General features: G+C 68.9%; 14 protein-coding genes and 1 tRNA gene. 12 read left to right on the plus strand and 3 right to left on the minus strand.

Annotated elements, in window-relative coordinates; translation table 11 throughout:
* Nucleotides 1-22 precede the first annotated feature (22 nt).
* The 4 genes from Q5696_RS05805 (at nt 23) to Q5696_RS05820 (ending at nt 2,035) form a co-directional block, all read left to right on the plus strand.
* Nucleotides 23-439: an FtsB family cell division protein gene (locus Q5696_RS05805; protein WP_305094254.1), complete on the plus strand. Its 417-nt coding sequence runs from the start codon at nt 23-25 to the stop codon at nt 437-439.
* A complete protein-coding gene (locus Q5696_RS05810; RefSeq protein WP_305094255.1) occupies nt 436-972 on the plus strand; it encodes a DUF501 domain-containing protein in 537 nt (178 codons plus the stop codon). The genes Q5696_RS05805 and Q5696_RS05810 overlap by 4 nt, the downstream gene beginning before the upstream one ends.
* The gene (locus Q5696_RS05815; protein WP_305094256.1) at nt 969-1,925 is read left to right on the plus strand and encodes a Ppx/GppA phosphatase family protein; all 957 of its coding nucleotides are present in this window, start codon (nt 969-971) and stop codon (nt 1,923-1,925) included. Before Q5696_RS05810 ends, Q5696_RS05815 begins: the two co-directional genes overlap by 4 nt.
* Nucleotides 1,926-1,961: 36 nt before the next feature.
* Nucleotides 1,962-2,035, plus strand: a tRNA-Leu gene (locus Q5696_RS05820).
* Nucleotides 2,036-2,059: 24 nt separating this feature from the next.
* Here Q5696_RS05820 and Q5696_RS05825 read toward each other — a convergent pair.
* On the minus strand, nt 2,060-2,401 hold the full coding sequence (locus tag Q5696_RS05825; RefSeq protein WP_305094257.1) for a GNAT family N-acetyltransferase: 342 nt from the start codon (nt 2,399-2,401) through the stop codon (nt 2,060-2,062).
* Between the two features lie 148 nt (nt 2,402-2,549).
* Here Q5696_RS05825 and Q5696_RS05830 point away from each other — a divergent pair, with 148 nt between their 5' ends.
* From Q5696_RS05830 to Q5696_RS05855, 6 genes are all read left to right on the plus strand, one after another.
* Nucleotides 2,550-4,052 carry an MFS transporter gene (locus tag Q5696_RS05830; protein ID WP_305094258.1) on the plus strand — a complete coding sequence of 501 codons (1,503 nt, stop codon included), beginning with the start codon at nt 2,550-2,552 and terminating at the stop codon, nt 4,050-4,052.
* A 70-nt stretch (nt 4,053-4,122) separates the two neighbouring features.
* A complete protein-coding gene (locus tag Q5696_RS05835; RefSeq protein ID WP_305094259.1) occupies nt 4,123-4,704 on the plus strand; it encodes a TetR/AcrR family transcriptional regulator in 582 nt (193 codons plus the stop codon).
* An 86-nt stretch (nt 4,705-4,790) separates the two neighbouring features.
* Complete coding sequence (locus Q5696_RS05840) at nt 4,791-5,882, plus strand: LLM class flavin-dependent oxidoreductase (RefSeq protein WP_305094260.1); 1,092 nt, start codon at nt 4,791-4,793, stop codon at nt 5,880-5,882.
* Nucleotides 5,879-6,505, plus strand: coding sequence for an FMN reductase (locus Q5696_RS05845; RefSeq protein ID WP_305094261.1), 627 nt, complete (start codon nt 5,879-5,881; stop codon nt 6,503-6,505). The genes Q5696_RS05840 and Q5696_RS05845 overlap by 4 nt, the downstream gene beginning before the upstream one ends.
* Nucleotides 6,506-6,567: 62 nt before the next feature.
* On the plus strand, nt 6,568-7,629 hold the full coding sequence (locus tag Q5696_RS05850) for an alpha/beta fold hydrolase (protein WP_305095150.1): 1,062 nt from the start codon (nt 6,568-6,570) through the stop codon (nt 7,627-7,629).
* 34 nt (nt 7,630-7,663) lie between these two features.
* Nucleotides 7,664-8,797: a class I SAM-dependent methyltransferase gene (locus tag Q5696_RS05855; protein WP_305094262.1), complete on the plus strand. Its 1,134-nt coding sequence runs from the start codon at nt 7,664-7,666 to the stop codon at nt 8,795-8,797.
* On the opposite strand, the gene Q5696_RS05860 is transcribed toward Q5696_RS05855, so the two are convergent.
* On the minus strand, nt 8,798-9,106 hold the full coding sequence (locus tag Q5696_RS05860) for a hypothetical protein (RefSeq protein ID WP_305094263.1): 309 nt from the start codon (nt 9,104-9,106) through the stop codon (nt 8,798-8,800).
* 216 nt (nt 9,107-9,322) lie between these two features.
* Between Q5696_RS05860 and Q5696_RS05865 the strand changes: the two genes are divergently transcribed.
* Nucleotides 9,323-10,159, plus strand: coding sequence for a Bax inhibitor-1/YccA family protein (locus tag Q5696_RS05865; RefSeq protein ID WP_305094264.1), 837 nt, complete (start codon nt 9,323-9,325; stop codon nt 10,157-10,159).
* A gap of 148 nt (nt 10,160-10,307) precedes the next feature.
* Here the strand turns inward: Q5696_RS05865 and Q5696_RS05870 are convergent, their stop codons facing one another.
* Nucleotides 10,308-11,525 (minus strand): acetyl-CoA C-acetyltransferase, encoded by a 1,218-nt coding sequence (locus Q5696_RS05870; RefSeq protein ID WP_305094265.1) that lies wholly within the window; start codon nt 11,523-11,525, stop codon nt 10,308-10,310.
* Between the two features lie 280 nt (nt 11,526-11,805).
* On the opposite strand from Q5696_RS05870, the gene Q5696_RS05875 reads away from it, so the two are divergent.
* Nucleotides 11,806-13,188 carry a cystathionine beta-synthase gene (locus Q5696_RS05875; protein WP_305094266.1) on the plus strand — a complete coding sequence of 461 codons (1,383 nt, stop codon included), beginning with the start codon at nt 11,806-11,808 and terminating at the stop codon, nt 13,186-13,188.
* Nucleotides 13,189-13,196 lie beyond the last annotated feature (8 nt).

The following is a 13,196-nucleotide window of genomic DNA, read 5'->3' on the forward strand; positions in this document are numbered from 1 at the left end:
CATGCGGCGCTCGGGGCGGGCGGTGCCGCGTTCGGGAACGGAACGCACGTTCTTCGGCCTGTCCACCGTGCAGGCCGTCGTTCTCGGAGTGGTGATCTGCGCGTTGGCGCTCACCCTCGCGGTGCCGTTGCGCACCTATCTCTCGCAACGCTCCGAAGCCGACCGGCTCGCCGCCGAACGGGTCGAACTCGAGCAGCATCTCGAGGACCTGCAGTGGCAGCAGGAGCAGATCGAGGATCCCGCGTGGATCGAATCCCAGGCCCGGGACCGACTGGGCCTGGTCCGGCCGGGGGAGACCCCGTACAAGGTCCAGTTGCCCGGCGACTGGAAGCCGCCGGAACCGGACGCACCGGAAACCCCGCCGTCCACCGGGGCGTGGCACAGCGATCTGTGGCAGCGCCTCACCGAACAACCAGAAGCAGGAGTACCCACCGGGTGAGCGAATCGTCCGTCCCCCAGCAAGACCTCGACGCCGTGGAGGCCCAGTTGGGTCGTACCCCGCGCGGCGTCCTCGCGATCGCGTACCGCTGCCCGGACGGTCGGCCCGGCGTCGTCAAGACTGCGCCCCGGCTGCCCGACGGCACTCCGTTCCCCACCCTGTACTACCTCACCGATCCCCGGCTGACCGTGGAGGCGAGCCGCCTCGAATCGGCCGGTGTGATGCGCGAGATGACCGAACGTCTCGGCACCGACACCGAACTCGCCGCGGCATACCGGCGGGCCCACGAGTCGTACCTGAATGAGCGCAACGAAATCGATTCCCTCGGAACGGATTTCACGGGCGGTGGCATGCCGGATCGGGTCAAGTGCCTGCATGTGCTGATCGCGCACTCGCTTGCCAAGGGGCCGGGCCTCAACCCGCTCGGCGACGAGGCCGTCTCCCTCGCCGCCCGAGGACCCTTGCGCGGCACCGCGATCCCCGCAGACTGGCCCGAGTACACCGGGCCCCTCGATCCGGACGGCATCGAGTGACCCGCGTCGCCGCGATCGACTGCGGCACCAACTCCGTCCGCCTGCTCGTCTCCGACGTCGACGCAGACGGCCGGTACACCGACGTGACGCGGCTGATGCGGATCGTGCGACTCGGGCAGGGTGTCGACGCCACCGGCGCCCTCGCCCCGGAGGCGATCGAACGCACCCGGGTGGCGCTCGAGGAGTATGCGGGCATCATCCGCGACACCGGTGCCACCGCCGTGCGGATGGTCGCCACGTCCGCGACCCGCGACGCGTCGAACCGTGAGGACTTCTTCGCGATGACCCGCGACGTGCTCGGCGCCGTGATCCCGGGCGCGGAAGCCGAGGTCATCAGCGGTGACGAGGAGGCACGCCTGTCGTTCGCCGGTGCCGTCGGCGAACTCGATCCGTCCGAGGGGCCGTTCGTCGTCGTCGACCTCGGTGGCGGTTCCACCGAAGTCGTTCTCGGCGACGCCGACGGTGTCCGCGCCGCCCACTCCACCGACGTCGGCTGTGTGCGCGTCACCGAACGCTGCCTCCACGACGATCCGCCCACGGGTGAGCAGGTGTCCGCGGCACGGGTTTTCGCGTCCGAGCGGCTCGCCGACGCCTTCGAGCGGGTGCCCGTGGAACAGGCCCGCACCTGGGTCGGTGTCGCCGGCACCATGACGACCCTGTCCGCGATCGCGCAGAACCTGCCCGACTACGACGCCGACCGTGTGCACCTGTCGCGGCTGAGTCTCGACCAGGTGCACGACGTCGCACACCGCCTCGTGACGATGACGCACGACGAACGCGCCGCACTGGGGCCGATGCATCCCGGACGCGTCGACGTCATCGGCGGCGGCGCGATCGTCACCACCGTCCTCGCCGACGAACTCGACCGGCGCGCCGGAATCCGGGAACTCGTCGTCAGCGAACACGACATCCTCGACGGCATCGCCATGTCGATCCCCGTCGGCAGGTCGTGAGGTAGGTCACTACCTCCTGGGCCTAGACTGTCCGGGGCCCCCATAGCCCAATTGGCAGAGGCAGCGGACTTAAAATCCGCCGAGTGTCGGTTCGAGTCCGACTGGGGGCACGGCCTCGGGCCGAGTGGCAGGGCTCAGCGCAGCGCCTCGCGTACCGTGCGTTCGGCTTCCGGTGTCACCGGATCGACGAAATCAGCGAAGTCGTCGTGCTTTTCGACGAAGCCGGCGACGAACGGGCAGAGCGGCACGATGCGCTTGCCGTGTGTCGTCGTGTCCGCGAGTGCGGCGCGGATCAGTGTGCTCGCCAGTCCTCGTCCGGCGAAACGTTCGTCGATCTCGGTGTGGAAGAAGATCCGCCGGGCCCCGTCGTCGACGAACTGCGTGAAGCCGGCCGGCTCGTCGCCCACACGAATTTCGTAGCGGAGCTGCTCGGGCGACAGCTGGACCGTGGGCCGGGCCTCGGGCTTGTCGGTCATGATTCCTCCTCGGGGGTCGCGGTGCGGAGAGGACCTCTCCGTGCAGTCAACGGCTGCCGCGGTGATCGGTCAAGGACCTCGGGAATAGAATACGAAACGGTAGCGTATTGAATACGAGAATCTGCGGACCACTCCAGGAAGGCCGACCATGACAACCTCGCCCACCGTGCGCGCGCCAGGGGAGACGGCGGCACCACGCCACCTCGGACTCGCGCTCGTCGTCATCGCCACGGCACAGCTGATGGTGATCCTCGACAGCACCATCACCAACATCGCGTTGCCGAGCATCCAAGCGGACCTCGGGATCTCGGCATCGGGCCTCGCCTGGATCGTGAACTCGTACGTCCTGGCCTTCGGCGGCCTGCTCCTGCTCGGTGGCCGCTCCGGTGACCTGTTCGGGCGCCGGCGGATGTTCCGTGTCGGCATCGTCGTCTTCACCGTCGCGTCCCTGCTCGGCGGTTTCGCCCCGAACGCGGCGCTGCTGATCGCCGCGCGCATCCTGCAGGGTGTCGGTGCTGCGATCGCCGCACCGACAGCGCTCGCGCTCATCGCGACGACGTTCCCCGAAGGGGCGCCGCGCAACAAGGCGATGGGTGTCTACGCCGCGATGTCCGGCATCGGTTCGACGATCGGACTCCTGCTCGGCGGCGTGCTCACCGACTACCTCGACTGGCGCTGGATCTTCTTCGTCAACGTGCCGATCGGTGCCGCGCTGCTCGTCGGCACCGCGGTACTGCCCGCCGGCGACCGCGTCCGTGGCCGACTCGACGTCCCCGGCGCGGTGACCGGAACCCTGGGTCTGGTCGCGCTCGTCTACGGCATCACCCGGGGTGGGGAGGACGGCTGGACCGACAGCATGACCCTGAGCCTGTTCGCTGCGGCGATCGCGTTGCTCGCGCTGTTCGTGACGATCCAGATCCGTTCCGATCACCCGATGCTGCCGCTGCGTCTGCTGAAGGACCGCAACCGTTCCGGGTCGTACACGGCGATGCTGATCATCGGCGCGGCGATGTTCGCGACGTTCTACTTCCTGTCGCTGTACATGCAGCAGGTGTTGGAGTACTCGCCGGTCCGGACCGGTCTGGCCTATCTGCCGTTCAGCTTCGGCATGGCGCTCGCGACCGGGGTCGGATCGAAGTTGGCGGGCCGTCTGCCCGCCCGCATGCTCGCCGGACCGGGCCTGATCGTCGCCGCGATCGGCATGGCGTGGTTGGCGATGCTCGAGCCGGGTTCGTCGTACCTCACGCACCTGATGCCCGCGATGTTCGTCACCGCGATCGGTCTCGGCAGCAGCTTCCTGCCGATGACGCTCGGTGCGGTGTCCGGGGTGACCCACACGGACGCCGGTATCGCGTCGGCCCTGCTCAGCACCGCACAGCAGATCGGCGGCGCGATGGGTCTGGCGATTCTGTCCACGCTGGCCACGGCCACCGCGAACGACTCGCTGCCCGACGCCGACCAGGCGTACTTCCAGGCACGCACGACCGGTGACGGGTCGCTGCTCGAGCGGGCGACGGAGGCGCTCACCAGCGGGTTCACGGCAGCCTTCGCGGGTGCGGCCGTGCTCCTCGTCGTCGGCGTGATCGTCACCGTCACGGCGATCGATGCACGGGCCGCGACAGGGGAGAAGCCACCGGTGCACGCGGGCTGAGTACGAACTCGGGTTTGGTGTGGCGGCGTTCGCGTCGCCACACTGGACCTTCCGGTGAAAGGAGACTCGGGTGGCATCGTCGGTGCGGGCGGGGCGTCCCCGCGACGCGGAGCGTGAACGCGAACTGCTCCTCGCGACACAGGAACTGCTGGCCGAGGTCGGCTACGACCGGCTGTCGATCGATGCCGTCGCGGCCCGCTGCGGTGCCGGCAAGACGACGGTGTACCGGCGGTGGGCGGGGAAGAGCGAACTGGTCGCCGAGGCCGTCGCGCTGTTGCACGGCGCGTACCCGGACCCCGACACCGGCTCCCTGCGGGAGGACCTCGTGATGGCGGCGTCGGCCTGGCACGGGGCCGATGCCCACCGCGACGCGGTCATCTCCGGGCTGCTCACCGCGATGGCGCACGACGGCGAACTGCGGGCCGCCGTCGGTGCCGCCGTCACCGAGCCGCGCCGAGCGGTGTACCGGGCGATCGTGGATCGGGCCGTCGAGCGAGGGGAGGTGCCGGCCGGCCGGGACGTCGACCTCGTCGGCACGGTGTTCCCGGCGCTGACGTTCCATCGCATCACCGTGCTCGCGCGGCCGGTGGATCGTGAATTCATCGAGCAGGTCGTCGACCACATCGTGCTTCCTGCTCTGACCTGCGGCTGAGCCGCCCCCGCCGGGGTGTGGAATATCCGGGGCCGGTGGCTGGTTCGTGGCATATAGTTGAAACTTTTAATACCTTGGAGGTAGGCATGCAGTTCGGAATCTTCACCGTCGGCGACGTGACCGCGGACCCGACCACCGGAAGGACCCCGACCGAGGCCGAACGCATCAAGTCCATGGTCGCGATCGCCGAGAAGGCCGAAGAGGTGGGCCTGGACGTCTTCGCCACCGGCGAGCATCACAACCCGCCGTTCGTGCCGTCCTCGCCGACGACCATGCTCGGCTACATCGCCGCCCGCACCGAGCGGATCCTGCTCTCGACGTCGACGACGCTCATCACCACCAACGACCCGGTGAAGATCGCCGAGGACTTCGCGATGCTCCAGCATCTCGCCGACGGCCGCGTCGACCTCATGCTCGGCCGCGGCAACACCGGCCCGGTGTACCCGTGGTTCGGCAAGGACATCCGACAGGGCATCCCGCTCGCGATCGAGAACTACGCCCTGCTGCACAAGCTCTGGCGTGAGGACGTCGTGAACTGGCAGGGCAAGTTCCGGACGCCGCTGCAGAGCTTCACCTCGACGCCACGTCCGCTCGACGACGTCCCGCCGTTCGTGTGGCACGGGTCGATCCGCAGCCCCGAGATCGCCGAGCAGGCCGCCTACTACGGCGACGGCTTCTTCGCGAACAACATCTTCTGGCCCAAGGAACACTTCATCCAGTTGATCGACCTCTACCGTCGCCGCTACGAACACTACGGCCACGGATCGGCGGACCAGGCGATCGTCGGGCTCGGCGGCCAGGTGTTCATGCGCAAGAACTCGCAGGACGCGGTCCGGGAGTTCCGGCCCTACTTCGACAACGCGCCCGTCTACGGCCACGGCCCGTCGCTCGAGGAGTTCACCGAGCAGACCCCGCTGACCGTCGGCAGCCCGCAGGAGGTCATCGACAAGACCCTCACGTTCCGCGAGAGCTTCGGCGACTACCAGCGTCAGCTGTTCCTCATGGACCACGCCGGGCTGCCGCTGAAGACCGTCCTCGAGCAGTTAGATCTGCTGGGCGAGGAGGTCGTGCCGGTGCTGCGTCGCGAGATGGACGCGATGCGCCCCGCGCACGTCCCGGAGGCTCCCACCCATGCGAGCCTGCTGGCCGCCGCGAAGAAGACGGAGGTGCTGTCGTGACCGACTGGAACACCCGCACCCTGACGGTGATCTCGGCGGGGCTCACGCAGCCGTCGTCGAGCCGACTGCTCGCCGACCGACTCGCCGCGGCCACCGTCGACGCACTCGCCGGCCGGGGCATCACCGCTGATGTCGAGATCGTCGAACTCCGTGACCACGCGCACGCCCTCACCGACAACCTGCTCACCGGGTTTCCCAGTGGCGGGTTGCGGGAGGTCGTCGACCGCGTCGCGAAGTCCGACGGGGTGATCGCGGTGACGCCGATCTTCAACGCCTCGTACAGCGGGCTGTACAAGTCGTTCTTCGACGTCCTCGAGCCGGGAACCCTCGACGGGATTCCGGTACTGCTCGGGGCGACCGGCGGCACCGCGCGACACTCCCTGGCACTCGAACACGCGATCCGTCCGATGTTCGCGTACCTCCGCGCGGCAACCGTGCCGACCGCCGTCTACGCGGCGTCCGAGGACTGGGCCGGCTCGGGTGACCGGGAACTGGCACGGCGGATCACCCGCGCCGGCGACGAGCTGGCCCGCGCGATGGCGGCGCGAGAGCGCGCCGACCGGGTGGATCCGTATGCCGATCCCGTGCCGTTCGAGGAATTGCTGGCTCGACAGGACCTGTAACTGACTCGTCGGTAATGTCGGCGGCGGAGATCGTCGATCAGGGGAGCAGGGGCGTGCAGGAAATGAACTGGTGGTCACGGGCGAACGTCTCGGTGCGCAACGCGTGGGGGCTCACGTTCGGAGGTGGTGTCGAGAAGGTGGAGCGGACGCCGTCGACGCCGATCCACCGGGAACACCACCGTGACCTGCACCGCTACGGTCCGGACACCGGTGGTCGGCCGGTGCTGCTGGTGCCGCCGCTCGCGGTGTCCACCCGCTGCTACGACCTGCGGCCCGGACAGAGCCTCGCGGCGCACCTCGTCGAGACGGGCCGCACCCCGTACGTCGTCGACTACGGCGACATCGGATACGCCGACCGGCACCTCGGATTCGAGGACTGGACCGACGACATCGTGCCCGGCGCGATCCGGCGGGTCAGCGAACTCCACGACGGCGCCGACGTCGACGTGATCGGCTGGAGCCTCGGCGGCACCCTGTCGCTGCTGACGGCGTCCGCCCACCCGGACCTGCCGATCGCGTCGATCACGGCCCTCGGCACCCCCATCGACTATTCGAAGATCCCGACGATGGCGGTCGCCCGCACTGTCGGACGCATCACCGGGCACCGCCCCGTCACCGAACTCACCCGACTCATGGGCGGCCTGCCGGCACCACTCGTGCAGATCGCCTACCGGGCCACCGCGCCGCAGCGGGAACTGCTCAAACCGTGGTTCGTCGCGAACAACCTGCACAACACCGAAACCCTCGCCCGCATGGAGGCCATCGACCGGTTCATGGCCGAGATGCCCGGCTACCCGGCCCGCCTCTTCTACCAGATGGCCGAGGAACTGGTCCTCGGCAACGGGCTGAACGAGGGGCGGATCACCTTGGGCGGCAGCACGATCAAACTCGCCGAACTGCGAGTCCCCGTGCTGGCGATCGGTGGCACCGGCGACGTCATCGCCACCGCCGACTCGGTCGGCGCAATCACCGACGTCCTCACCGGCGCGCCGTCCGTCCGCTTCGAGACCGCTCCCGGCAGCCATCTCGGCCTCCTCGCCGGCCCGGCCGCCCGCGACACCACCTGGACGCACATCGACGACTTCCTGGGTGCCCGGGAGGAACGCGGCCTCGCGGCCGAATGACGTCGCAGACGCCCGGTCGGGGACACTGGTCGTCATGCCTGCCGCCGAAGACCTGTTCAGCCGGATGCGACGCCACCCCGACGTCGAAGCACCCAACCTGTTCGCCGTCGACGCGGCCGACCGGCTGATCCTCGACGAGGCCGCCGACGCCCTCACCGGCGCTCCGGACGGGCAACTGACAGTTGTCGGTGACCACTACGGCGCGCTCACCCTGGGGTCGATCGTCCGCTTCGGGGCGAGCGACGTTCGGGTACACCAGGATTCGCTCACCGGGGAACAGGCGCTCGCGAACAATGCGGACGCGGCCGGGCTGTCCGGCCACTACCGGTCGCTGCCGCTCGGCGCGGACCTGCTCACCGGTGCCCGCGTCGTGCTCCTGCAACTGCCCCGCAGTCTCGACGAGCTCGACGAGATCGCCGACACCGTCGCCCGCCACGCCGCCCCCGACGTCGTCGTCTACGCCGGCGGCCGCAACAAGCACATCACCCCCGCCATGAACGACGTCCTGCGCCGCTCGTTCACCGACGTCCACGCCACCCTCGGCCGGCAGAAGTCCCGGGTCCTCGTCGCCACCGGATCACGGGACCTGCCGCCGGAGTCCCCGTACCCCGTCACCGAGCACCTCGACGAACTCGGCCTCGACGTCGTCGCACACGGCGCCGTGTTCGCCGGGCCGCGACTCGATATCGGCACCCGGTTCCTGCTCGAGTTCCTGCCCCGGATGCGGGCCGCCGACATCGCCGTCGACCTCGGCTGCGGCACCGGCATCCTCGCCGTCCACCTCGCCCGGACCCGACCGGACGTCGCCGTCACCGCCGTCGACCAGTCCGCGGCCGCCGTCGCGTCGGCCACCGCGACCGCGCGGGCCAACGGGGTGGGGGACCGGGTGCGGGCGCTGCGGGACGACGCCGCCGCCTCCCTGCCCGACGCGAGCGTCGACCTGATCCTGTGCAACCCGCCGTTCCACGTCGGCGCCGCCGTCCACACCGGTGGTGCCGGCAAGATGTTCGACGCCGCCGGCCGGATCCTGCGCCCGGGCGGGGAACTGTGGACCGTCTACAACTCGCACCTCGGCTACCGGCGCGCCCTCACCCGCACCGTCGGACCCACCGACGTGATGGGCCGCAACACCAAGTTCACCGTCACCCGGTCGACACGCGTGCGGTAACTACCGGGCCGGACCACCACCGGCGGAGTCCCCGTCGACCTGACCTCGATGCGTGCCGAGATCCTCGACGATCACACCGTCGACGATCTCCGCGCTCTGCAGTTCGTCGTCGTCCTCCCGGGCGTCCCCGCTCACCGGGACGTCCGGCTCCTCCTCCGCGAGCCGCTCGTCGAGCGTTTCCCGCTCGTCGGAGTCGTACCACCGATCGGGGGCGTCCACGACGTCGTCGCCGTCCTCGTTGCGCACCTCGTCGGAGTCGAGGCTCTCGCTGACACCCAGGGTGTCGTCCGGTCCATTGTCGGTACTCATGGACTCGATTGTCGGCCGCATCGAGAATTTCCGCTGGATTCGCACAGAAACCGGATACCGTGAGGTCGGATCATCGTATGGCGATTGGGGCGGACTGCCCGGTAGAGTCCGAATTGTCCATCTGGGGCGGGCCGTAGGTATCGGGACGCGGGAACTTTCCGCTCCCCGCGGGACGTTTCATCGGCAGACAGACGACCACGAGAAGGGATGTGCACGGTGCGTACCACCAGCAATCCGGTGTTCAAGAACCTCCCCAAACAGGAGGGCGGCTACGCCACATTCGGATCTGCGCAGGCGGGCGCCGCGCAGATGAGCCAGGGCTTCGGCCAGCAGTACCAGGCACCCGAGCAGTATCAGACGCCGTCGCGGGCCATGACCATCGACGACGTCGTCACCAAGACCGCGATCACCCTCGGTGTGCTGACGATCTCGGCGATCGTCTCCTACTTCCTGGTCGACGGAAACCCGAACCTCGCGGCACCGCTCGTCATCGGCGGCGGCCTCGTCGGCTTCGTCCTGGTGATGGTCGCGTCGTTCGGCCGCAAGATGGACAATCCGGCGATCGTCCTCGCCTACGCGGTGTGTGAGGGCCTGTTCCTCGGTGCGCTGTCGTTCCTGATGACGTTCCAGATCCAGGGTGCCGACGCGTCCGTGCTCATCGGCCAGGCGGTGCTCGGCACGTTCGGCGTCTTCTTCGGCATGCTCGTCGTCTACAAGACCGGCGCCATCCGCGTCACCCCGCGCCTGACCCGCATGATCATCGGTGGCCTCATCGGTGTCGTGGTCCTGGTGCTCGGCAACATGGTCGCCAGCTTCTTCACCGACGGCGGCTTCGGTCTGCGGGACGGCGGCACCGTCGCCATCATCTTCAGCCTCGTGTGCATCGCGCTCGCCGCGTTCAGCTTCCTGCTGGACTTCGACGCCGCCGACGAGCTGATCCGCGCCCAGGCCCCGGAGAAGGCCGCGTGGGGCGTCGCCCTCGGCCTCACCGTCACCCTGGTGTGGCTGTACGTCGAGATCCTGCGTCTGCTGAGCTACTTCAACAACGACTAGCCTCGCAACGCCTCGAAGGGCGGTCGTCGCAGCTGCGACGACCGCCCTTCGTCGTTTCCCGGAAAGGCTTCCCGGAAGCCACAACGGGCGGTTACTGCGTTCGGCACTCGGCCGATGTCGCAGTAACCGCCCGTTGCAGCGGAATCGACTAGCTCAGGCGCTCGATGACCATCGCCATGCCCTGGCCGCCGCCGACACACATGGTCTCGACACCGAACTGCTTGTCCTGCGTCTGCAGGTTGTTGATCAGCGTCGCGGTGATGCGGGCGCCGGTCATGCCGAACGGGTGGCCGAGAGCGATGGCGCCACCGGAGATGTTGATCTTGTCCTCGTCGAGCTCCAGTGCGCGGGCCGAGCCCAGCACCTGCACCGCGAACGCCTCGTTGATCTCGTACAGGTCGATGTCCGAGGTGGACATCTTCGCGTAGCCGAGGGCCTTCTTGACGGCCTCGATCGGGCCGAGGCCCATGATCTCGGGGGACAGGCCGGTCGCAGCGGTCGCGACGACGCGCGCGAGCGGGGTCAGGCCGAGAGCCTTCGCCTTGGTGTCGCTCATGATGACGAGCGCGGCGGCACCGTCGTTGAGCGGGCAGGCGTTGCCGGCGGTGACGGTGCCGTCGGGGCGGAAGATCGCCTTGAGCTGGCTGACCTTCTCGTAGGTGGTGCCGGCGCGCGGGCCGTCGTCGGTGGTGACGACGGTGCCGTCGGCCAGCGTGACCGGGGAGATCTCGCGCTCGAAGAAGCCGGCGTTGATGGCGGCCTCGGCACGGTTCTGCGAACGGACGCCCCAGAGGTCCTGGTCCTCGCGGGAGATACCGGTCAGCGACGCGACGTTCTCGGCGGTGTGGCCCATGCCGAGATAGATGTCGGGCAGCAGGCCCTCCTCGCGCGGGTCGGTCCACGGGATGCCGCCCTCGGCGAGCTTCGCGCTGCGGGCCTGTGCCTCGTCGTAGCGGGGGTTCTTGGTGTCGGGCCAGCCGTCGGCGTTGCCGGTCTTGAAGCTGGAGACGGACTCGACGCCTGCGGAGATGTAGACGTCGCCCTCACCGGCGCGGATCGCGTGCATCGCCATGCGGGTGCTCTGCAGCGACGACGAGCAGTAGCGGTTGACGGTGACGCCGGGCATGAAGTCGTAGCCGAGGGTGGTGGCGACGACCTTGGCGATGTTGAAGCCGGACTGACCGGCGGGCTGGCCGCAGCCCATGATCAGGTCGTCGACCTCGGTGGGGTCGAGCTCGGGAACCTTCGCCAGCGCGGCGGCGACCATCTGGGCGGCCAGATCGTCCGGACGGATGCTCGCCAGCGAACCCTTGTGAGCGCGGCCGATGGGCGAACGGGCGGCTGAGACGATAACTGCCTCGGGCATGGAAACTCCTTATCGGGTTGGTCTTTTCGCCCATGAACTTACGTTGCCGCGGCGTGATCTCCATGCGGCTCCCTGCCGTCGCGCGCGGGAAGCCGTGCCGCGATCCCGTCCGGGCGCCGAGAAACAGGCGTGACCAGGGAGGATCGGGTTGCCGTCGGTGTGGATTCCGGCAGGGGCTGCGGTGGGTGCCGGTCTCGCTGAGTGAGAGAGCGTTCCGGTGCGGCGACGAGTTGCACTGCTCCGGTGGTCGTGTCCGAATCAGATCTGGAAGCATGGGGCCATGCGTATTGCAGATCACGTCGTCGACCTCATCGGCAACACCCCCCTCGTCAAGCTGTCCTCCGTGGTCGGTGAGGGATCCGGGCTGGTGGCGGCCAAGGTCGAGTACCTCAATCCGGGCGGTAGTTCCAAGGACCGCATCGCGGTCAAGATGATCGACGCCGCGGAGGCGTCGGGTGAGCTGAAGCCGGGCGGCACCATCGTCGAGCCCACGTCCGGGAACACCGGTGTCGGGCTGGCCCTGGTGGCGCAGCAACGCGGCTACAAGTGTGTGTTCGTCTGCCCCGACAAGGTCAGCGAGGACAAGCGCAACGTACTGCGTGCGTACGGCGCGGAGGTGGTGGTGTGTCCCACCGCGGTCGCCCCCGAACATCCGGACAGCTACTACAACGTCTCCGACCGTCTGGTGCAGGAGATTCCGGGTGCGTGGAAGCCGAACCAGTACGCCAACCAGAACGGCCCCGACAGCCACTACGAGACGACGGGCCCGGAGATCTGGCGGGACACCGACGGCAAGGTGACGCATTTCGTCGCGGGCGTCGGCACGGGCGGCACCATCACCGGCACCGGCCGCTACCTCAAGGAGATCTCGGGCGGCAAGGTCAAGGTCATCGGCGCCGACCCCGAGGGCTCGGTGTACTCGGGCGGCACCGGCCGGCCGTATCTCGTCGAGGGCGTCGGTGAGGACTTCTGGCCCACCGCCTACGACCCGGCTGTGCCCGACGAGATCATCGCCGTCTCCGACGCCGACTCGTTCGAGATGACGCGGCGCCTCGCCCGCGAGGAGGGCCTGCTGGTCGGCGGTTCGTGCGGCATGGCCGTCGTCGCCGCGCTGAAGGTGGCCGAATGTGATCCCGACGCGGTCGTCGTGGTGCTGTTGCCCGACGGTGGCCGCGGCTACCTGTCGAAGATCTTCAACGACGACTGGATGGCGTCGTACGGTTTCCTGCGCAGCCCGCTCACCGGTGACGCCGTCGAGCATTCCGTCGGGGACGTGCTGCGCGGCAAGTCCGGGGAGCTGCCGGACCTCGTGCACACGCATCCGGGTGAGACGCTGCGCGACGCGATCGAGATCCTGCGCGAGTACGGCGTCTCGCAGATGCCGGTCGTCGGCGCGGAGCCGCCCGTCATGGCCGGTGAGGTCGCGGGCAGTGTGTCCGAACGTGACCTGCTCAGTGCCGTCTTCGAGGGCCGTGCCGCCCTGGCGGATCCGGTCGAGAAGCACATGAGCAAGCCGTTCCCGCTGATCGGTGCGCAGGAGCCGGTGTCGGCGGCCACCAAGGCGCTCGGCGACACCGATGCGCTCATGGTCGTCGACGACGGCAAGCCGGTCGGTGTGATCACCCGGCACGACCTGCTCGGATTCCTCAGCGCCGGAGCCTGATCCCGCAC

The sequence above is a fragment of the Prescottella sp. R16 genome, from assembly GCF_030656875.1.
Taxonomy (GTDB): Bacteria; Actinomycetota; Actinomycetes; order Mycobacteriales; family Mycobacteriaceae; genus Prescottella.